The 23,196-nt window shown below is 34.4% G+C and carries 11 protein-coding genes; all 11 read right to left on the bottom strand.

What is annotated here, in order from left to right; all coding sequences use genetic code 11:
• Window positions 1-27: 27 nt before the first annotated feature.
• Complete coding sequence (gene sprA, locus HB672_RS04280; RefSeq protein ID WP_167608292.1) at window positions 28-7,182, bottom strand: cell surface protein SprA; 7,155 nt, start codon at window positions 7,180-7,182, stop codon at window positions 28-30.
• A 50-nt stretch (window positions 7,183-7,232) separates the two neighbouring features.
• The gene (gene ruvA, locus HB672_RS04275) at window positions 7,233-7,814 is read right to left on the bottom strand and encodes a Holliday junction branch migration protein RuvA (protein ID WP_167608289.1); all 582 of its coding nucleotides are present in this window, start codon (window positions 7,812-7,814) and stop codon (window positions 7,233-7,235) included.
• A 79-nt stretch (window positions 7,815-7,893) separates the two neighbouring features.
• Window positions 7,894-10,170 (bottom strand): NADP-dependent malic enzyme, encoded by a 2,277-nt coding sequence (locus HB672_RS04270; protein WP_167608286.1) that lies wholly within the window; start codon window positions 10,168-10,170, stop codon window positions 7,894-7,896.
• Window positions 10,171-10,222: 52 nt separating this feature from the next.
• On the bottom strand, window positions 10,223-11,149 hold the full coding sequence (gene queG, locus HB672_RS04265; RefSeq protein ID WP_167608283.1) for a tRNA epoxyqueuosine(34) reductase QueG: 927 nt from the start codon (window positions 11,147-11,149) through the stop codon (window positions 10,223-10,225).
• Window positions 11,142-11,819, bottom strand: a complete 678-nt coding sequence (locus HB672_RS04260) for a hypothetical protein (RefSeq protein WP_167608280.1) — start codon at window positions 11,817-11,819, stop codon at window positions 11,142-11,144. Before HB672_RS04260 ends, queG begins: the two co-directional genes overlap by 8 nt.
• Window positions 11,820-11,828: 9 nt before the next feature.
• Window positions 11,829-12,851, bottom strand: a complete 1,023-nt coding sequence (gene ruvB, locus HB672_RS04255) for a Holliday junction branch migration DNA helicase RuvB (RefSeq protein WP_167608277.1) — start codon at window positions 12,849-12,851, stop codon at window positions 11,829-11,831.
• An 88-nt stretch (window positions 12,852-12,939) separates the two neighbouring features.
• Window positions 12,940-14,826 (bottom strand): OmpA family protein, encoded by a 1,887-nt coding sequence (locus HB672_RS04250; RefSeq protein ID WP_167608273.1) that lies wholly within the window; start codon window positions 14,824-14,826, stop codon window positions 12,940-12,942.
• A 17-nt stretch (window positions 14,827-14,843) separates the two neighbouring features.
• Window positions 14,844-15,800 carry a type IX secretion system membrane protein PorP/SprF gene (locus HB672_RS04245; RefSeq protein ID WP_167608270.1) on the bottom strand — a complete coding sequence of 319 codons (957 nt, stop codon included), beginning with the start codon at window positions 15,798-15,800 and terminating at the stop codon, window positions 14,844-14,846.
• 28 nt (window positions 15,801-15,828) lie between these two features.
• Window positions 15,829-19,998, bottom strand: a complete 4,170-nt coding sequence (locus HB672_RS04240; RefSeq protein WP_167608266.1) for a gliding motility-associated C-terminal domain-containing protein — start codon at window positions 19,996-19,998, stop codon at window positions 15,829-15,831.
• 276 nt (window positions 19,999-20,274) lie between these two features.
• Window positions 20,275-22,068 (bottom strand): cbb3-type cytochrome c oxidase subunit I, encoded by a 1,794-nt coding sequence (locus tag HB672_RS04235; protein ID WP_167608261.1) that lies wholly within the window; start codon window positions 22,066-22,068, stop codon window positions 20,275-20,277.
• 32 nt (window positions 22,069-22,100) lie between these two features.
• A complete protein-coding gene (locus HB672_RS04230) occupies window positions 22,101-23,171 on the bottom strand; it encodes a cytochrome c oxidase subunit II (RefSeq protein ID WP_167608258.1) in 1,071 nt (356 codons plus the stop codon).
• Window positions 23,172-23,196 lie beyond the last annotated feature (25 nt).

The raw sequence follows: 23,196 nt of genomic DNA, 5'->3' as shown, positions 1-23,196 counted from the left end.
TTTTTGGTAAATATGTTAGTTTTTTATTTAATTTCCAAAGTTATATCGCAAAGTTAAGCCTGAACGGATAGATGTTTGAGGGAATGCTGTAGAAATTGCATATTCTGAGAAAGTATAATCAAAATAGAAAATCCCAGTTAGATTCTTACTAAAAGCATAATCGGCAGTGTATTTAAGTCCCAAAACAGTTTGTCCAGCTGTTACTTGATTGTTTTCTAAATCAAGATATCTAATTATGGTTTTGTTTTCTCTAATGGAGATATCTGCTTTCATGTTAAGGTCGCTCATAATTACATTTCTTGGACCAGCTAGTTTAGAGTTTATCTTTACATCTTTAATTCGGTAACCTAAACCGAAAACATATTCACTACCTTTAATTTCGGTTAATAAGTTATTGTCAAAACTTAAAAATAATCGACGATCCTTTTTTATTTCAGCTAAAATTTTCATCGAATTTTTCATCTCAAAATCAATTTTTATTAGCGGACTAAACATTTCGGTTAATGCAACTGCACTAAATAATGTTTTGTTTTTGTAATTTCCTGATTGATCTAAAACATTAGGATTTTGTGATGCATAATCGGAATTAGGGTCAAAAGCATTGTAATCTAGGTTAGATCTAAATTGATTAATGGTATAGACCGAATTATATCCATGAGTTATAGAGAAACGCTTAAATTGTTTTTTAAACCATGGCAACTTCATTAAACCTGTATATTTTAGTGTCCAGTTTGGAATTGGAATATCCCTAAACGCCCCAAGTGATACTTTATTTGCGTCTTTTCCAGTATAGGCCGATAAAAATGCTGGTAACAATACTGCTTGGTTTGTTTTACCAAATCCTAATGGATAACCTTCGGCATCTAAATTTGCTGGGTTATTTATATCAACACCTGCTTTTGTTGCAAGTCTTCTTGCAATTTCCAATCTATTAGCTCTAAAATCATCAAACGTTGCTGATCCATTTTCGTCACTACTAGCAAAAGCAGTTTTAATCATTGAGGTTGAGATATTATAATTTCCAAAGCTATTTCTAATTAATGGATTATAATTGTCACTAAGTCCATCGTTATTACTATCTACCGTATTAAAGCTTTCTGTTAAATTTTCATTATAAGTTCTTCCTCCTGTTAGATCTATTTTTAAATCTTGCATCGGTTCGAGCGCTGCTGAAAAATCTAATATTTTTGATTCTTCCTCGGTATATTGTTGGTTAAATTCTGGAAATACAGTTAACCACCCATTTTTAGCTGCTAAATATCTAATATCTCTCTGGCTACCAAACGTAAACCCAAAGGTAGGTTTTAGTGTTCCTATAAACCCTGGGGTTTGCAAATACCCTGGTAAGAAAGTTCCGTTGCGTTGGGTATAATTAACTTGAACTCTCTTAACGCTTGTCAATAAATCTATTGCCGCATTGTAGAGACCGTTCTTTTTAGGTGTTACTGGTTGCGCTCCACCTGGTTGCGCTCCTGGTGGCACTCCTTTTGTTGTTCCCTGTCTAGCATTCGTTTTTCTTGTCAACCCAATATAACGATACAGGCGGTTCATATCTAAAGTTGTATTTAGCGTATGTGAACTAGCATTGGATACCGAATTTCCTAAATCGTAGGTCAATCCATTTATGGTTAAGTTTCCATACAAATCCGAACCTTTCTGCCATAAGAAATCTCCAGTATATGCATAAGTAGCCCTTAGAAATTCTAATGCTGGAATTTTGTTTAAAGGTAGCTCATAGTTAACTCCTAATTGTTGGAATTGTCTGTTTGGGTCTCCAACATCAAAGAACCCATCCCAAACTTCTTTTGTTGGGTCTTGAGCACCATTAAGATTGTCGTCTACAAAATAATTACGAACAATATTGTTGTTTGATGCTGAGAAGTTTAAACTTAAAGCATCAGTAAGGTTGTAATTAATAGTATATTGTAAATCGAAGGTGTAATTTCTTCTATATAATTCTTCAATACCAATATTTGAACCTCCTAAATCTAGGTCTCTAAATTTTTGCTTATTAAACTGTCTAATAAAGTCAGTATTGACCGAAATACTAGTTGGTAATAAATTGAAATTAAAATCTTTTAAAATTTTTAAGTATTTACTTTTAAATAACGAATCGTTCTTTTTAAATGGTTCAATTTTCAAAGGCTCAAAGCTAAAGTTATAATTAGCTCCAACTCTAACGTTTTGATTTAAAGAATTCTCAATTTCAAAATCCCTATGCTCAACCTGGTTGTACGAGTAATTTAATGTAAGGTTTTCAACATCATAAAACTTTGGCTTTGCTTCACCTGTTCTTTGTTTTCTAACACCTATAAAGTTAATACTCTGTCTTTTTGTATAATCCTCAGATTGTTGTTTGATCGTTTCTCTTTCAGCATTTGTAGCAGCGGCATCTAATCTGTCTTGAAGCTTCACATCTTTATATTGTTGATCAAATTCAGGTGTTATCAGCTCCTCGCTTTGTCCATAATTAAAAGGAATTTGTACTCCCCATTTTTTAGGAAGTAATTGCCCTAGGTTTATATTTGTAACAACATCGTATTGTTTCACATCTTCCCTACTTCTTTGATTTGGACCTTGCTCTATGGTTCCAAAACCTGTAGTGCTTCGTCTACCAGTTGCACTAATATCCATGAAATCGGCAATATTGGAATCCATACTTGCAATTGCTGCCCAACCACCTTCATTATCCATATCAGACAAACGTAATTCGTTAAACCAAACCTCGGCACAAACATCAATACTTTCCATCTGTTCATGAGAGTTTTTAATACCAACCATTAACGTTCTAATATCTCCAAAGTTAGGGTTACCTTTAATTGCTACTCGTTGTTGACCAATAGTGTAGGGTGAAAATTCAGGAACACCAGTTTCATCCAAAACACCATCAATGACGTTATAGAATGTTGGCTCCAGATTCCCTAAAGTTCCAGCTGAAATACCAAGTGCCTTTATTTTTGCTAACACTTCTATTGGAAGATTGATTTCGTTTTCTGGTTTCCAAACTTCAGATTCGCTTGTTGATCCTGGAATTGAAACTGCTAGAGGAATTTCGATTTGATAATAGTTTTGAGTAAAATCGTTACCCATTCTAATAAATCCAACAGCATCACCATTTTGTAATCCTAAAGCTGGACCTTCTTCAGCATGAATAAACATACGTAGCTTTTTAAACTGACGCATATCTACATTAATATTTTTATATACAGCCCTAGAATCTTCTGGCTCTAACTTACATGCGTTAACGACTAATGATTGCTCATTTTGTCTTACAAGCGTGTTATTATTATTTAGTTGTTCTCTTTCAACTCCAGGAGGAGACACATAGCGTCCATCATTTTCTTGTATACCTATAATTCCAACACTAAAATCCGTGCCATCAGCATCGTTATTTGGGTCGTCATCTAAAGATTGTTGGTAACGTCTCCAATCACTTCTTACTAAATCTAAGGTTCCAAAACGCATCACTGTGTTTTCAGAAAATTCAGATAAATACATTCGCATAAATCGAATCGATCTAAAGTCTGTGATTCCTCCAATTTGATTTGTATAGGCTGTTAATGGAATTCTAAATTGGTACCACCTTACTTGCTCAGAATCACCATTTGGAAGTGTTACAGTAACTTGTTTTCTATCTCTAATTAAAGTGTTGTTTATGTTGGCTAAACTAGTTGGTGTGATGTCCAATTCGTATTCAAAATAACTATCTATGGTGTTCATAGTGTTATCTCTATTGATATCTTCTACATCAGGCTCAGTAGTAGAACCTCTATTGGTTTGTGTAAAAGTATCAGGTGAATTTCCTTCTAATCCATTATATTTTTTATAACGTTCAAAAACATCTCCAGTAGTATTTAAGAAGTAAGTGTAATTATCGTTAGCAGGATCTTCCAATCCTGAAAACGCTGGAAACGCAGTTGCTTCTTCACCATCATCATAACCATCAAATCCAACATCTTGATTTGCTCTTTGCTGTCCTAATGTTGAAAAGGCATAAATTAACGCTTGATTTTGTGGCGCTACACTTCCCCAAACTGTTTGTGGTAATGTACTAATGTCACCATTTTCTGGTAATCCATTCTCATATTGTTTTCTACCATCTTTTAAAATATCTTCAGAGATATTACCAAGATTTAAGGTTAGCTTACCTCCAGGATTTGAAGCATTATCTAAAAATGGATCTTGCATCCAAAATTCAATATACTCAACATTGGCTTGTTCAAAATCGGTTGATGTTAACTGTCGTGTAATTCCTGCCCAAGAATCCAATGGATTTGCCAATGTCCCACTACTTGCGCTTGGTTCCATATTATATGGTCCTCTTTCAGAAGGATAAAAAGCAAGGTCTAAAGAGTTAATAACTGTTGGTTGCCCTTGAACTATATCTTGTTGAGGAAAAATCTCATCGATAAAAATACGTCTTGTATATAAATTGGACATATCATCGTCGTCAATACCACTTGGCCTTTGTCCACCATAGAAAATTGGATCAATCGAATACCAGTTTAAAAGCGCTCTATCAAAACCATTTTGCACACCGTTATCATCTTCTGGTCCTTCTACATAGGTTTTTCCTAATTCTTTAGGTCTACTGGATAGATTCCATGAGATAGGGGATAATAAATCGATAGCGTTTTGGGTTCCTTCAAAATCGTCTACATAAGTAGTAGCTTCACCTTGAAAATCTGATCCCTTTGGTGCTCCAGGTAATAAATAGGCAAATTCTCCTCTAATAGATAAATTAGATTGTACATCTGTATCAATATTAGGTAACTTGTTTGCAAGTCTTGTTAAGAAAGGTACTTCGGTAGAGAAGTTCCCATTAATTCCAAAAATAGAGTTGTTTATAGGCTCTGTACCGTAATTTGCTTTTTGAGTAATTGGACGCTCATTCAAATTTAAGAATGTTGCTCCCAACACAAAGTTTTCATTAAACTGGTGCTCTACGTTTATTCCTGTAAAACGTTTAGTTTGCTGGCCAAATACCGCATTATTTTCTACAGATACTTGAATAGGTGTATTAGATGCTTGTAAGGCAGGATCTAAAATTTGAACCGTACCCATTTGATAGTTAACAGTATAATCTACACCTTCTACCAATACACGTCCTCCAGCTGTTACCTTAACCGATCCTTGAGGAACATTAAATGCACCTATTGGAATTCCGCCGCCGCCGCCAGCTTTATATCGTCCTTTTATCTGAAACTTGTTTTTTTCTCCGTCTTCTAAGGCAGCTGTTTTGGTCGATTTATATAATTTATCGTAAACGTACTTAGCTTGGTTAGGGTTAAATTGTGCAGGATCGTTATAATCAGCCTCGTTATCACTTGGGTTATTATCTATATCAAGAATATCAAATAAGTATTTACCAAATGGTTCCACATTCGTGAAAATTATTTTTCCATTTTGTTGAATTACTGTAATTCCTGGTACAAAGTCGAAGAATCCATCACCATTAAATTGAGGGTCATTATTATAATTTAACTTATCAAAATTAAATACTCTTAATAAAGGGGTTTCTTCTAAGGCATCTTCGGTTGGGGCAGGTGTTGGAAAAGGTGTTGTACCAACAGGTGTAATAAAATTTACAGGCGACGATTCTGTGTAAAAAATATTTAATATAAAATCTTCTCTTTCTAAGTTAAAAGCACCTGTATTATAGATGTTTTTCATCATTAAGTCCCAAATTGGTTGATCCACACTTGTGACTGTACTTTTAAGCATTTTTAGAATTAAACTGTTATTAGTTACAACAGTATTTCCACCTACTGTAGTAACATCAGTAGCATCCACACCATCGTTTGCAAATTCACCAACTTGATAAACTTGATCTCCAACTGTAAATTGATAAGCAACAGCTAATATCTCGTCATTTTGTAAACGTTGATTTAACGACACATATCCTAATTGTGTATTAAGTGTAAACTCTGATCCTTCTTGAAGTTTTCTAGCATTTTCAAGTTTTCCATAATCAAAACCTTCGTTAACTCCTGGTACTAAAATACCAGATTCTACCGTTGCAATATCTCTAATAGCATTGGTTATTTGAGAGCCTCCTCCTCCAATATTAGTAGGATCGTAAGCATTGTTTGCGTTGTTGGGGTATGCGTTTGGTCCAGCTGTTATGTTTACCGCAGACCCAACTTTAGCTGGATTAGACTCACCTAAATCTTGCAATGCCACAATATTTCTTACATCATCTGTTTGATTAGAACGGTTGGTAACCCATACCTCAACTCTAGTAATTTGAACAGTTGAATTTATATGAGGATAGGTTTGCAATGCAGTATCATAATTATCTCTAAAGTATTGGGCTAAAAAGAAGTGTCTGTTTTCGTCATAATCCAATCCAAAAAACTCAAAATCCTGCAATGTACCACCTCCTTGAGCAACCACGGTTCTAGTTTGTGATTTTTGCTCAGAGAAAATTCCTGTTATAGTCGTTTTTCCAAATTGCAACTGAGTTTTTACACCAAACAAACTTTGCGCTCCAGTAATAAGCGAGCTATTTAATGGCATGCTCACATTACCTACTTCAATTTTTTGAATGATATCATCTTCGGTAGGTGTATACTCTAATTTAATTAAGTTTTGAAAATCGAAACTCGATTGAGTATCGTAATTTGCAGTTACTTGTAATCTTGTTCCAACTTTACCAAGTAAACTTAGTTCGATTCGTTGATCAAAATCAAATGTAAAATTACTTCTATTTCTTGGCGAAAATGATGGGTTGTCTTGTTTGGTATATAGTATCCCTAAATCCATTTCTACCGATCCTTGAGGAATCACTTCGATCGTACTTCCTCCAAAAATTGACTCAAAAAAATCAGAATCGACATAAAGCTCAGGAATTAAATTTTTCTTAGCATCTTCTAAACCTGTCTTTTTACCATCGTAAGCGTCAATTTTATCTTTGTAATAATTACGTAAATTTTCTTGAGCAACGAGTTTTCTAAATTCTTCAGGTGTTAAGATAATAGGGTAGTTAATGTTTATCTTCCCTAAACTTTGATTAAAGATGTATCTATCAGTTAAAGGATCGTAAGTGTACTTAGATACAATACTATCTGGATTTGGTAATAATAAATTATTAAACGAAAACGTGGTACTTGTCGAATCTCTAACTGTAGTTTGCTGCCCAAAAGAGGCTATATACATTAAGAGCATCACGCTTGTCAGCATGAATGTTCTAGTAGGTTTGGAAAAATTAATGTTGGCGGCTTTCAAATCAATTATAATTTTTTTAAGGCTTCTTTTATAATAGCTTCGACACTTGCTTCTTGATTAATGGAAACAATCTTATCTACTACACGTTCAGACTGTTTCTTGGTAAAACCAAGAACTTCTAATGCAGATAACGCTTCATCTTTATTAGTATTGCTTTGGAATGTAATTCCTTCATCAATATCGTAGGCTTTTAAAACTTTATCTTTTAGTTCTATCACAACACGTTGTGCAGTTTTAAGGCCAATACCTTTAACCGATTGGATTAAAGCTATGTCTTCAAGCGCAATACCTTCCCTAATCTGTTTAGGTGTTAAGGATGATAACATGGTTCGTGCTGTACTTGTTCCAATACCACTTACAGAAATAAGCAGTCTAAAAATTTGTCTTTCACCAAGTGATGAAAACCCATATAACGTATGCGAATCTTCTTTAATTTGAAGATGCGTATACAATTTTAGATGTTCTTGATTGGGTATTTGAGAATACGTATTCAATGAAATATTTAGCATATAGCCAACACCATTACAATCAATCACAACATCTGTAGGATTTTTTTCAACAAGTTTACCTTGTATATGCGTAATCATAGATTTGGTTTAGTTACGCTCCAAATGTAATAAAATAATTATACATTATAACGACATAATTAAACCGCAGACCCTAGTTTTACACTCTTTTTTGCTTTTTTTGAGCATCTATTACCGCAATCGCTGCCATATTTACTATTTCGTCGACACTAGCATCAAGCTGTAAAATATGTGCAGGTTTCTTTAATCCCATCATTATTGGACCAATATTTTCAGCCTTATTTAACTCCTTTAAAAGCTTGTAAGTAATATTTGCTGCGTCTAAATTAGGAAATATCAATGTATTAACTTTTCTTCCAGCTAATTTTGAGAAAGGAAAAATATCCTGACGCATTTCATTATTCAATGCAAAATCCGTTTGAAATTCACCATCAACTATCAAGCTTGGATAAAAACGATGCAAATATGAAACTGCTTGCCTTACTTTTGACGCTTTTTCATTATTGGAAGATCCAAAATTAGAATAAGAAATCATTGCCATAACAGGCTCCAGTCCAAACATTTTTACAGTGGTGGCAGTCATTTGTGCAATTTTGGCAAGGTCTTTTGAGGTTGGGTCAATATTTATGGATGTATCACTTAAAAACAATGATCCTCGTTGGGTCATTAACACATTGGTCGTAGCAATTCTAGTAGCTCCTTTATCAAGTCCAATAAGTTCTAACATTGGTTTTACGACTGTTGGGTAATTTCTTGAAAATCCTGAAATAAGTGCATCCGCATCGCCTTCATTTACCATCATTGCCGCATAGTAATTACGTTCTCTTAATAATTTTCTAGCTGTTAGTTGAGTAATTCCACGCCTTTTGCTTTGACCCCAATAAATATCCGCGTAGGCATTCTTGGTTTCTTCTTGCTCATCAGATTTCGGATCGATAATTTCTACATCTGCATCAAATTCAATCTCTTCCTTTAGTTTTTCTATTTTATCACGACGCCCCAATAAAATCGGTATAGCAATACCTTCTTCATGAACTATTTGGGCGGCTTTTAAAACGGTTAATTGATCAGCTTCAGCAAAAACAACTCGTTTAGGATTTAGTTTGGCGCGACTGTGCAATAATCGAACTAATTTGTTGTCGTTTCCTAAACGCTGCAATAAATGCTGTTCATATTTGTCCCAATCTTCAATAGGCTCTGTCGCTACACCACTATCCATAGCTGCTTTTGCTACAGCTGGTGGTACAACACCTATTAATCGAGGATCGAAAGGTTTTGGAATAATATAGTCTCTTCCAAATGTTAAACGTGTTTCTCCGTAGGCTACATTTACTTGTTCTGGGACAGGTTCTTTTGCTAAATCTGCCAAAGCAATAACCGCAGCTTTTTTCATTTCTTCATTAATAGCTGTAGCTCTAACATCTAAAGCACCTCTAAAAATAAATGGAAACCCTAGTACATTATTTACCTGATTAGGATGATCACTACGTCCAGTTGCCATAATAATATCGTCTCTAGTATCTACAGCTAGTTGATAAGCTATTTCTGGATCTGGGTTTGCCATAGCAAAGACTATTGGGTCTTTTGCCATTGTTTTAAGCATCTCAGGCGTTACAATATCTGATGTTGATAAGCCAATAAACACGTCAGCATTTTCCATAGCATCTTCAAGAGTAGTGATGTCTCTTGATGTAGCATATTCTGCTTTTTGAGAAGTCAAATTGTCTCTGTCTTTTCTAATGACACCTTTACTATCTAGCATGACAATATTATCTCTCTTAGCTCCAAAAGATTGGTATAGTCGTGTACAAGAAATTGCAGCAGCTCCAGCGCCACTTATTACAATAGTGACATCTTCTATATTTTTTTCAATAATTTCTAATGCGTTGAGCAATGCAGCAGCCGAAATAATAGCAGTACCATGTTGGTCATCATGCATTACAGGAATATCAAGCTCTTCCTTTAAACGCCTTTCAATTTCAAAAGCTTCGGGTGCTTTAATATCTTCAAGGTTAATGCCTCCAAAAGTTGGTGCAATATTTTTTACTGTTTGAATAAATTCTTCAACATTTTCGGTATCTACTTCTATATCAAACACATCAATATCTGCGAAAATTTTAAAAAGCAAGCCTTTTCCTTCCATCACTGGTTTTGATGCTTCAGGCCCAATGTTTCCAAGTCCTAAAACAGCTGTTCCGTTAGAAATTACCGCTACTAAGTTTCCTTTTGCTGTATATTTATAAGCATTGGCTTTATCTTTTTCAATCTCTAAACAAGGTTCGGCTACTCCAGGTGAATACGCTAAAGATAAATCTCTTTGCGTGGCGTACCTTTTAGTTGGTACTACTTTTATTTTTCCAGGATTTGGTTTTGCGTGATAAATTAAGGCCTCTCTTCGTTTACTTTCCTTGCTCATATATTAGTTAGTTGCTATGAATTGGCAAAGATACAACCTAGAAATTAATTGCCTAATCTTTTAAAAATTTAATGTTCCTAGTAAGTCCTGAGAATTTTGTACGTTTTACTGCCGATTTTTTAAACACTTTTTTAAAAGTATCTTCCGTAATCTCTTCCCAATCTTTTTTGGTCATATCGAGTAGTTCTGGATGCGGATTAAACAATGGCTCGTTATGTGGTTTTGAAAAACGATTCCAAGGGCATACATCTTGGCATACATCGCAACCAAACATCCAATCATCTAATTGTCCCTTAAACTCCGTTGGAATATTTTCTTTAAGTTCAATGGTGACATACGAAATACATTTGCTACCATCAACCACATAAGGCTCTGTAATTGCTTGTGTAGGGCAAGCATCAATACAGGCAGTACAAGTACCACAATGATCAGTAACTGGTGTATCGTATTCTAATTCTAAATCGATAATCAACTCAGCAATAAAATAGAAAGAGCCCACTTGTTGCGTTAGCAGGTTACTATGTTTGCCTATCCAACCTAAACCTGATTTTGCTGCCCAAGCTTTGTCTAATACAGGAGCAGAATCTACAAAAGCCCTGCCTTCTACTTCTCCTATTTCTTCTTGAATAAACTGTAGAAGCGATTTCAGTTTGTCTTTTATGACGAAATGGTAATCTGTTCCGTAAGCATATTTACTGAGTTTTGGAGCAGTTATGTCTTTTTGAGTTTTAGAAGGGAAATAATTCAATAATAAAGACACAACACTTTTAGAACCTTCGACCAGTTTTGTTGGGTCAAGGCGCTTATCAAAATGGTTTTCCATGTATTGCATTTGGCCATGCATATTGTTGTTTAACCAATTTTCTAAACGAGGCGCTTCTTTTTCTAAAAAAGCTGCCTTACTAATACCACAAGACAAAAAACCGAGGCGTTTGGCTTCGGTTTTAATGAGATTTGTATGTGTTGTTTTACTACTCAAATTTTAACAACTCTTCTTCTAGCTCATAATCATATTTCACAGCAGACTCTACATTTTTTTCTTCATTCAAAATTAAAAACATAGGATATCTAGAGAATTTGAACTTTTGGCTTATCAAATTAATTGAATTAGGAATAATAATTGATTTTAAATTGTGCTCAGATGCAAAAACTTTTGCATTGTCGTAATTAGTATGAGAAATTATAACTGAAATAAAGCCTTCTTTTTTTAGGGCTAAATTTTCTGCTTCTTTAATTAAATCAACATTTATCATTGGAAACTCTAGGTCTAATTGTAAGATAATCAAAATATTTTTACCTTTTATTTTGCTTAAATCAAACTCTTCATCATTAATATCCTTTCTGTGAATTTGAATGCTTTTTCCAATAATATTTTCATTTAATGGCCTAGGAGATTTTATGTAATAGAATGATATTGGATTACCATAAAGATCTTCTTCCTTCATTTCTGTATATGAATTTGGATACTGCTTCCATAATTCTCTATACTCAGCAAGGGTTATTTTTTTAGAGGTTTCTTTATCAATTATTATTGAGTTTTTATCTAATCTATGACTTTCTACTGCCCTATTCATTCCTACGAGTTCTCCTTGTTGCGCAGAAGTTTTCGCAATAAATAAGAGTATAAATAATAAAATATAATTCTTCATTTCCTTTAATTAAAATAATCCACCTTGATTCCCTCCTTTTATTTTTCCAAGATGTCTGTATGCTTGTTCAGTCACTTCGCGACCACGAGGTGTTCGCATTAAAAACCCTTGTTGAATTAAAAATGGTTCATATACTTCTTCAATAGTTTCAGCACTTTCGCTTACAGCAGTTGCAATGGTTGTAATACCAACTGGCCCTCCTTTAAACTTATCGATTATTGTGGTTAGAATTTTATTATCCATTTCGTCCAGACCATGTGCATCTACATTCAAGGCTTGTAAACTGTACTTAGAAATCTCAATATCAATGCTTCCATTCCCTTTTATTTGAGCAAAATCCCTGACCCTTCTTAATAGTGCATTTGCGATTCTAGGTGTACCTCTGCTTCGACCTGCAATTTCGATAGCAGCCTCCATAGAAATTGGTACTTTTAGAATATGTGCGCTTCGTTGTACAATGGTTGACAATAGTTCAGTTGAATAATATTGTAATCTGCTGCTTATTCCAAAACGTGCTCGCATTGGTGCTGTTAGCAAACCTGAACGTGTTGTTGCACCAACTAAGGTAAAAGGGTTTAAATTTATTTGAACAGACCTTGCGTTAGGTCCTGTTTCAATCATGATATCTATCTTAAAATCCTCCATAGCTGAATATAAATATTCTTCAACTATTGGGCTTAAACGATGGATTTCATCAATAAACAATACATCTCTTTCTTCAAGGTTTGTTAGCAATCCAGCTAAATCTCCAGGTTTATCTAGTACAGGTCCAGAGGTTACTTTAAGACTAACATCTAATTCGTTAGATAAAATGTGTGCTAAGGTTGTTTTTCCTAATCCTGGTGGTCCATGAAATAAGGTATGATCTAGTGCATCGCCACGTAAATTAGAGGCTTCAACAAACACCTTTAGATTCTCTAATACCTGATCTTGTCCTGCAAAATCTTCAAAGGACAAAGGCCTTAACGCTCTTTCTATATCATGTTCTTCTGAAGAGAGGTTTTCGCTAGATGGATTAAGATTTTCGTTCATACTTCAAATATAAAGATACTCAAGCAAAATTCTATATAAAAAAAGCCTTTCTGAATTAGAAAGGCTTTTAAATATTAGTTTTTAAAACTTAATTGATAATTGTGAATTCACAACGTCTATTAATATCGTATTCTTCATCTTCGCAAATGCCTTCTTTATCACATTTGTTTAATGGCTGCATTTCTCCATAACCAATGCTCTTTAAACGATTTCTGTCAATACCTTTACTAACAAGATATTCTAAAGTTGATGCAGCACGTTTTTTAGATAATTCTAAATTATATTGGTCTTTTCCTCGAGCATCTGTATGAGCAGACACTTCGACCTCCATGTTAGGATATTTGTTCATTAAATCTACTAGTACATCCAAAGTTGTTGCAGCATCAATACGAATATTAGATTTGTCGAAATCAAAGTAAATTTTATCTAACTCAATTTGAACATCGCCTTTTTCATTTTCTTTCACGCGCTCTTCAGCATCAGCATAAGACTCTAGAGTTAAGTATATATTATGCTGAATTTTTCCTTCACTATCTGTTGAAAATTCTACATCTTGAGGGATATATGCTTTTCTAGTTCCGCGAATAGTGTACTTTTTATTTGGCTCAATTTTAAACAAGTAATCTGCTTTACTACCAACAATTGAATCTTGAATCACAGTTCCAGTTTCATCAAATAAGGTTACTAATGAACCTGCTAGTAATTCTTTGCTGTTTTTGTCTTGAACAATTCCTTCTACAAGGTATTTAGTGAGCATATTTTCTTCTCTAGAAAAACCATATAATCTATCGTGCCCACTTTTATTTGAGGACACAAAGCCTTTATTGTCTTTTTCTCTAATGACATAAGCGAAATCATCAAGACTACTGTTAATAGTGCTTCCTAAATTTACTGGTTTGTCAAAACTACCATTTACCATATTGCTTCTAAACACATCTAATCCACCATATCCTTGATGGTCATCTGATGCAAAATACAGGACATCAAAATTGCTGATAAATGGGAACTGCTCTCTATGTTTAGTGTTTATGGTTGCTCCTAAATTTTCAGGCTCTCCATAAGTACCGTCATCATTGATAGCTACTTTATAAATATCAAAACCTCCCATGCCTCCAGGCATATCACTAGCAAAATAAAGTGTTTTACCATCTTTACTCAGGCTTGGATGCTCCGTACTATACTTGTTTGATGTAAATGGTAATGCAGTCACATTTGTCCAATTACCATCAACTAATTCTGCTTTATAAATTTTAATATGAGCAATCCTTTCTTCATCTGTTTTATTGCGTGTCTTGTTGGTTCTATTAAAATACATGGTTTTACCATCGCGACTAAATGTGGCGTTACTTTCGTGAGATTCTGTATTAATAGCATCCGAAAAAGGCGTGATGTTTTCTAGTTTATTATCATCTGTTAAGTTAGCACTATACAAGTCTAGGTAAGGTAAGTCGTTCCATGCATACGTTGGGTTTTCGTTATTCCTTGCAGAAGCAAAAACCACTTTATCATCACCGTAAAAAGACAATCCGAAATCACTACTAGAGCCCTTATTTTCAATTTCCTTTAGGCTAAATGTATGAGGTGTTGTTTTTTCTGTTTTTTCAATAAAAGCTTGAGTGTTTATTCTTTTGTTATAATATCTGCTTAAATGAACATCGGCTTCTTTATAACTTTTAACTCCTTTTAAGGCTTGAGCATATCGAAAATGCAACTCAATATCTATAGAGTCTCCATAAGTTACAAATAGCTCACGGTAGGTTTTAATGGCCTTTTGTAAAGACGTATTGTAGTAATAACTATCTGCCAAGTTTTGAAGCACAGTTTGTGAACGTTCTTTTGTTTCATAAATTTCTGCTGCCTCAACATAAGCTTTCATTTCAAAAAGCTTATTGGCTCTTTTTAGGTTTGCGTTTTGTGCCATTGTTATTCCACTAACTAATAAAAGGCAAACAAGAATATATTTTTGTGTTTTCATGGTTGTTTCGTTAAAGTTTAGAAGAATCTTGGTGAGCGGTCGTAACCGCCTTTAAGTCCAAATAAATCTACATCGAATAAGATGAATATTTCGTGTGATCCAGAATTAAAACTTCCCAAGTTAGATGTTGTAAAATCATATGAGTAGCCTATCCTTAAATCGGGAGATACCCTAAAATTAACCAAGGCGCTTATGGCATCGTCTAAGCGATATCCTAATCCTGCTTCAAGTTTTTCGTTTATCAATACGTTTGCTGTTATATCTATTGCCAAAGGTGCTCCTTTAACGCCTTTAGCCATAAACGCAGGTTTAAATTTTAAATCTTCATTAATATCAAAAACATATCCTCCTGTTAAGAAATAATGTATGTCTTGTACACCTGTCGATTTAATTCCGTTTTCCGACTCTAAATGTGTTGTGGTTAACATGTTTGGAGCTGATAAGCCTAAATAATAATTATCTGTAAAATAAAAGGCTCCAATACCAATATTTGGGAATGTTCTATTTATATTTTCGTTAAAAGCAATATCTGTTGATGTATTACCAGAGTTCAATATAAAGCCATCGAAGTTGGCATTGAAAAAGGTAAAGCCAGCTTTTAGTCCTAATGATAATTTAGCTTCTAGACCAATAGGTAATACATAAGCAAAATCGGCATATATATTATTTTCATTAATAACATCTCCAATGTTATCGTTAGTAAAAGAAATACCCAACTCTATCTTTTCGTTTATTGGAGTATGTGCAAAAAAGCTTGCTGTTTTAGGTGCTCCTTCCATACCAACCCATTGCGTTCTATATAAGCCTCCTATATTTAGGATATCTCCGGTTGCTGTTGCATAACCTGGATTAATAACACTCATGTTATACATATAATGTGTAAACTGAGGGTCTTGCTGTGCATTACTTTGAAAGGACAATAATGTCAAACAAATTAAAGCTGCTATTTTATGATATATTTTTGATTGTTTCATTTTTCTAAAATTGTGTGTTATCAACAAATTATCTGCTTAAGTATAATCGTCCTTGTTCAGGTTTATTTTGACCATCGTTAAAATTGAAAATGTAAAAATATACACCAACTGGCAAGTCTTTTCCAGATGTTCCAGAAACATTAGATTTACCATTAAAATGAGGTGTTGATGCATTTCCTTTATATATAAGGTTACCGTATCTATTATAAATTTCCATTACAAAATTTGGGTATATAACATCTAAATTATCAATGTTAAACGTTTCGTTAACACCATCTCCGTTAGGTGAAAATCCATCTGGTAATATTAATTTACCACAAGCTGAAAGATTAGGTGTGACTGTTAATCTTATACTGCTTTCGCAACCAGTATTTGAGTCAAAAATTACTGCATAATATGTAGTAGCATTTACAAGTAAAGTTCCTGCGCTTAATACTGTTCCGTTTGTTGCAGCATCATACCAAATGATGTTGTTTGAGGATGCATTATACTCTGTGATGTTTACTGTTAAATCACCAATTGTTGGATTGTCATTAATACAATATTCCATATTAAGATTAATAAGTGTTGGTGTTGGCGCATCATTTACTGTTGCAACCACAAAAACGCTTTGGGAAGATTCACAACCCGAACCATTAGTTTGGGTCACATAATAATCTTCTCCATCGATTAAAGCTTCTGTTCCGTTTAATGACGTTGTAAGTGTATTATCGGTATACCATGTTAATGTTCCAGTTGCTGAAATACTTGCATTTAAACTATTGACTGTTGGGTTTTCTGTTCTACAAAAAGTAGGATTAGCATCCAATACTGTTGGTGCCGAAATATCGCTTATTGTCACTGAAACTTGCGCAGTAGCATCTGTGTTACAAGGCGAAGTCGCAGTAACTGTATAAGTATAAGTTCCTGAAGCATCTGTATTTGGGTCGAAAACACCTGTGCCACTTGCTAAAGCAGGTGACCAAGTCCCTCCTGAATCTGGAGTGCCTCCCAATTGTGTAAATAAATCGACGGTACCATTAATAACACAAGCTATTATGGTGTTATCACTTCCTGCGTCTGGAGCTTGAGTTACAGTAACTACTACATCACTACTGGTAGTTCCGCAAGCATTAGATAATGTATAAGTGTACGTTCTTGTTCCAACTAACAAATCAACTAAAGGGTCAAAAACTCCAGTACCACTAGCTAAGGCTGGTGACCAAGTTCCTCCTGTATCTGCTGGATTTATTAGTGTAAATAAATCGACTGTACCATTATCGCTACATATATCAAGCGTAGCATCAGTACCAGAGTTATAGGGTTCTTCTACTGTAACAGTTATAATCGTACTTGCATCTGCACATGGTGCAGAACCTGCAATAAAATATGTGAATTGATAAGTTCCCGCTGTCACAGCCGTAGCATCAAAAATATTTCCTGTTAAGGCTCCTGTACCATCTGTATCTTGCCAAACTCCTCCTGCATCTTGTGTGCCATCTAGCCCTAAAAATAAATCAACAGTAGTATTGTCATTACAAACAACTATTGGTGTTGCATTTGGGTTTCCTGAATTTGGTGTTTGGAATATGGTAACAGTAACCTCTAATCTTACCGAAGATTCACATCCTGTAGTTGCATCTGTTTGAGTTGCATAATACGTTTCGCCATCAACTAATGCTGTTGTATCTGCTAAAGGTGTTCCACCTGTTGCTTCATCATACCAAAGAATTGAAGTTCCTGTAGCTACTAAATCGGCTACTGTTGCAGTGTCGCAAAACTCTTGAGTAATTGCTCCAGTTGGCGTTGCAGTATCATTAAGAATAACACTTACGGTGACTAAAACGTCATCACAACTACCTATGGCATCTACATCAAAAGTGAAATTATATGTTCCTGCTGTTAGACCATCTATAGTTACTAAGTTTCCAGATAAAGCACCTGTGGCATCATCATCATTCCAAGTTCCTGTTTGGTCCTCTCCTTCTAATATATCAAATAAGTTGACTGTTTGAGCGGTAGTAATATCTGCAACACAAAATTCTAAAGGTGTATTAACTGTTCCAGATTCTGGTGCGTCTTCAATAACTACTGTAACTGTGCTACTATTTGTACATCCATTAGCGTTTGTTATACTATATGTAAAACCATATGTGCCAATTGTTAATATTGTTAAGTCAACATCACTTCCTGTTAAAGCTCCTGTAGCATCATCATCTGTCCATGTCCCTCCAGCATCATTACCAGAAAGTTGTCCAAATAAATCTAATGGTGAATTAGCTGCTAAATCGTTCTCACAAAATATTGCTGGTGTTGGCGTTCCTGTATTTGGTAATGGGTTAATTATAATTGTTACCGTAACTAGTTCGTCATCACAAGTACCAATGGCGTCAACATCAAAGGTGTAATTATATGTTCCAGCGGTTAATACTGATACATCTATTGGGTTAGCAGTTGTTGATCCAGTATTGTCTGTACCTATATACCATGTTCCTGTTTGATCTTCTCCTGTGAGTAAATCAAATAAATTATAGCTTGTAGGAGCTGCTCCTTCACAAAACTCAATTGCTGGATTAGCTGTTCCGGATTCTGGAGAAGGTTCTACTGTTATGGTTATTGTTTCTGTATCTTCACATGTACCGTTTGATATCGTATAGGTAAACTGATAAGGACTTCCTGTTACAGTGAATGTTGTTATATCAATAGGGTTCGTTACTACTACATCATTTGCATCTGTCCAAACACCAGAATTATTATCTTGTGAACCATCTAAGGCTAAAAATAAATCGAAAGGTGAGTTTGCCGTCAAATCATTCTCACAAAATATTTGATTAACAGCATTGCCTGCATTAGGATCTTGTAATACAATAACTTGTACAGTTGTTGATTCTTCAGGGCATGGGTTTGGTAATACATTTTGAGTATATGTAAAATTATACGTTCCTGGAGTAAATCCTGTTAAATCTATTGGAGTCGATACAACTGGATCTGTACTTAAAGTACCTTGCGTCCATTGTCCATTTGGATCTTCATTTTCTAATAATGTAAATAAATCGAACGCTGATGGTAAATCTATAACACAAAACGTAGCAGGATTAGTCGCTGATGGTGTTCCAGATGAAAACGTTTCATAAATTGTAATTGCAACTGTAGATGTGCTTTCTGGACAAACGCCATTACTTGGCACTGTATATGTAAACACATAGTTACCTGCAGTTGTTAGACTTGTAATATTAACTGTTCCTAAGTGTCCATTTGTTGTGGTTAAAGGTCCAGACCATGTTCCGTTAGTGTCAGGTGTACCACCAAGTTCGTCAAATAAATTAAAGTCTGCAGATGGGATATTATCATCACAATATTCTAAAGAGCCTGGAGTTCCAGGATTAAAAGGCGTATCTATATTTACAGTAACGGCTACTGGATTACTCACACAGAATACTTCGTTAATTTGAACATAGTATGTGTTTCCATCAATTAAAGGTGTTGAAAGCGAAAGTGCTGGCAATATTGGATCTCCAAAACCATCAAGACTATCATACCAACTATAACTAGCTGTTGTTCCTGGGTCTAAATCTCCCACTGTTGGATTAGTATCTGAACAGAAATCTTGTGGATTAGCAGGAGTTGGATCTGGTGGTGAATCAAATACTGCTGTACTACCAATTTCTATTTGGCTTTTACAACCACCATTATCAACAAATACTATAAAAAAGTTCGTTGCTCCACCAGGAATAGGGTCAGTCCCGCTAGTTAAGGTTGTTAAATCAATATCTGTATACACCTCCACAGAACCACCAGATGGAATATGTGGTTGTAATACATCATCTATATACGTTTGAATTGTTGGGTTTTCATTACTACAATAAATTTGGTCCAGGTTTTGCCCAGATGCGTCAACTTGAAAGTCAACTACTATTGAAGCTCTCGCTCCACAAGTTCCTGAATTATCATCTGCAAAGTAAGTTCCTTCTTCAACCAACTGATTGGGATTAAAAGGACTTCCTTCACTAAGTACGTCATACCAAACTATTCCATTACCACCATCAACTGCATAGTCAGTACTTAAATCGGCAAAAGTATATCCTGACGCATCACATATAGTTGGTGCTGGATTACTAATTGTTGGGCATTGAGCAAAAGCAGAAGATGTGGCAAATAAAAATACCATTATAGAGGATGCTCTTTTTATAACATTCCTAAACAAGACTTTTGTTTTCATAGTAGGTTAAATTATTAACTGTTTGTAATAGCTTTTAACTCTGAGCACTATCCTAAATCACATAGATATAACTACTCATAATTATTTAATTGAGCGCAATTTAACTGATTTTTTTGTATTTAAACGATTTTTTTGTAATTATTTTACATTTTATCGATAAAAAATGTATTTCATCTATTATAGATAGGAGATAAAGACTACAAAGTGTTGGATAAAAAAAGCCTTTCAATTACTGAAAGGCTTTTTAATATATTATATAACTTTTATTTTAAAATGCTAATGCTGAAGTTCTTCTTCACCATCTTTAAGTGGTACGTTTTGAGGAACAAAATCTTCATCATGTCCTGGTTTACTATAGTCGTAAGCCCAACGGTGTACATGAGGAATCTCTCCTTCCCAGTTTCCGTGAATATGCTTAATTGGTGCAGTCCACTCAAGTGTATTAGATTTCCATGGGTTTTGAACAGTTTTCTTACCATAGAAAATACTATAGAAGAAGTTCCATAGAAATACTAATTGGAAGATACCACCTATAATAGCAAATAAGGTAATTATCACATTTACATTTGATAAATCATCAAATAATGGGAAATTACTGTTTGTGTAATAACGTCTTGGTAATCCTGCCATTCCAATAAAATGCATTGGGAAGAAAACACCGTACGCACAGACTGCTGTTACCCAGAAGTGAATGTATCCTAAGTTCTTATTAAGCATCCTACCAAACATTTTAGGGAACCAATGATAGATTCCTGCAAACATTCCATATAGTGCCGATATACCCATTACTAAGTGGAAGTGAGCTACCACAAAATAGGTGTCATGAACATTAATATCTAATGCGCTATCTCCTAAAATAATTCCTGTTAAACCTCCTGTGATGAATGTTGATACTAATCCTATAGAAAATAACATCGCTGGGTTAAATTGGAGATTACCCTTCCAGAGGGTGGTTATATAGTTAAAGGCTTTTACCGCTGATGGTATAGCAATTAATAAGGTTGTAAATGTAAATACCGATCCTAAGAAAGGATTCATTCCAGATATAAACATATGGTGACCCCAAACAATTGTTGATAAGAACGCAATTGCCAAAATTGAAGCTACCATGGCACGATAACCAAAAATTGGTTTACGTGAGTTTGTGGCAATAATTTCGGAAGTAATCCCTAAAGCTGGTAATAAAACAATATATACTTCAGGGTGACCTAAGAACCAAAATAAATGTTCAAATAATACTGGAGAACCTCCTTGATAGTGTAATACTTCGCCTTGAATAAATATATCTGATAAGAAGAAAGACGTGCCAAAACTTCTATCCATTATTAATAATAATGCCGCAGATAATAATACTGGGAACGATACTACACCAATAATTGCAGTCACAAAGAAAGCCCAAATTGTTAAGGGTAGTCTAGTCATAGACATTCCTTTAGTACGTAAGTTTATTACAGTAACGATATAGTTAAGTGACCCTAATAATGATGAAGCAATAAATATTGCCATAGACACTAACCATAAGGTCATACCCATTCCTGAACCTCCTTGTGCCATAGGTAATGCACTTAATGGAGGATAAATTGTCCACCCAGCTGCTGCAGGTCCTGCTTCAACAAATAATGAAATTACCATGACAACACTTGAAAGGAAAAATAACCAATAAGATACCATGTTAAGGAATCCAGAAGCCATGTCTCGTGCACCAATTTGCAACGGAATTAAAAGGTTACTGAACGTACCACTTAAACCAGCTGTTAATACAAAGAATACCATAATGGTACCGTGTATTGTAACCAAAGCTAAATACATATCAGCATCCATAACACCTCCTGGAGCCCACTTACCTAATAATGCTTCAAAAATAACATTAGGTTCTTCAGGCCATGCAATTTGCATACGAATCATTAGTGACATAATTACACCAATAACTCCCATGATTGTACCTGTGATAAGGTACTGCTTTGCAATCATTTTATGATCTTGACTAAATATATATTTAGTTACAAAGGTTTCTTTATGATGATGTCCGTGATCGTCTTCGTGTGCGTGAGTATCTGCGTGTGCTGACATAATCTATATCTTATTTTATTCTTTTATTATAATTAATTTTGAACTAGTGAGTTTTTAAAAACTTGTTGTTCTTTAATCCAAGCATTGTACTCTTCCTCAGTTTCAACAATAATCTTCATTTGCATATTATAATGTGATTTACCACAAATTTTATTACAAATTAAAAGATAATCAAACTCATAAGGGTCTAATGCTTCTTCTCCCTTAGCAACTAAATCTTTACTCTTCTCAGTTCTAATTTTATTAATATTTTCTACTTTTTTAACCATTTGCTGTGTCTGTCTCATTTGAGCAGTAGTTACTGTTGGAGTAAAAGCAAATTGAGTTATCATACCAGGAACACAGTTCATTTGAGCTCTAAAATGAGGCATATATGCAGAGTGCAATACGTCTTGTGAACGCATTTTAAATATTACTTGTCTTCCAACAGGTAAATGTAATTCGGTAGTAATAATATCGTCTTGAGCATTCGGATCTGCTTCATCTAATCCTAAAATATTGGCATTGTCAAGGTTTATTAATCTAACATTAGCGTTACCTAAAACATTGTCTTCTCCAGCATATCTTGCTTTCCAGTTAAACTGTTGGGCATATAATTCAACGACTAGAGCATCTTCATCTTCTTCAAAATTCATGATATCTGACCATGTAAATAGTCCATAAATAATCAAACCAGCTAGTGTAATTACTGGAATAATTGTCCAGATAAATTCTAATTTGTCATTATCGGCAAAGAATAATGCTTTACGCCCTTTTTCTCCTTTATATTTAAATGCAAAATAATGTAGTAAAAACTGAGTGATTGTTTGCACAATGAAAATCAACACCATTGAGATAATCATTAAATTATCTATCTGAGGTCCATGTTCTGATGCTGAATTAGACATTAGTGGTAAATCTCCCCACTTAACAACACATACTATTGTGATGATGTAAATGAAGGCTAAAAAGCCTAACATTAAATATCCATTAACTCTATTATCCTTGTCATTGGCAACTTGAGAGTTCTCATTGTTAGCATTGGCTAAATCAAAGATTTTTACCATTTGCCAAATGGCAACTGTAATAAATACTAAAACTATAATTGTTAATAAAGCTGTCATTGTTATTCTTCGTCTTTATTTTAAT

The organism is Gaetbulibacter sp. S0825 (assembly GCF_011777505.1).
Lineage (GTDB): Bacteria > Bacteroidota > Bacteroidia > Flavobacteriales > Flavobacteriaceae > Pontimicrobium.
Note: the sequence above shows the minus strand (reverse complement) of the source record. Positions and strands in the feature narration are given on the sequence as shown.

Excerpts from the sequence above, each read along its gene's own strand:
- ruvA (WP_167608289.1), bottom strand. The coding sequence starts at position 7,814 with ATGATTACGCATATACAAGGTAAACTTGTTGAAAAAAATCCTACAGAT.
- HB672_RS04235 (WP_167608261.1), bottom strand. The coding sequence starts at position 22,068 with ATGTCAGCACACGCAGATACTCACGCACACGAAGACGATCACGGACAT.
- ruvB (WP_167608277.1), bottom strand. The coding sequence starts at position 12,851 with ATGAACGAAAATCTTAATCCATCTAGCGAAAACCTCTCTTCAGAAGAA.
- sprA (WP_167608292.1), bottom strand. The coding sequence starts at position 7,182 with ATGCTGACAAGCGTGATGCTCTTAATGTATATAGCCTCTTTTGGGCAG.
- HB672_RS04260 (WP_167608280.1), bottom strand. The coding sequence starts at position 11,819 with ATGAAGAATTATATTTTATTATTTATACTCTTATTTATTGCGAAAACT.
- HB672_RS04240 (WP_167608266.1), bottom strand. The coding sequence starts at position 19,998 with ATGAAAACAAAAGTCTTGTTTAGGAATGTTATAAAAAGAGCATCCTCT.
- HB672_RS04250 (WP_167608273.1), bottom strand. The coding sequence starts at position 14,826 with ATGAAAACACAAAAATATATTCTTGTTTGCCTTTTATTAGTTAGTGGA.
- HB672_RS04270 (WP_167608286.1), bottom strand. The coding sequence starts at position 10,170 with ATGAGCAAGGAAAGTAAACGAAGAGAGGCCTTAATTTATCACGCAAAA.
- HB672_RS04230 (WP_167608258.1), bottom strand. The coding sequence starts at position 23,171 with ATGACAGCTTTATTAACAATTATAGTTTTAGTATTTATTACAGTTGCC.
- HB672_RS04245 (WP_167608270.1), bottom strand. The coding sequence starts at position 15,800 with ATGAAACAATCAAAAATATATCATAAAATAGCAGCTTTAATTTGTTTG.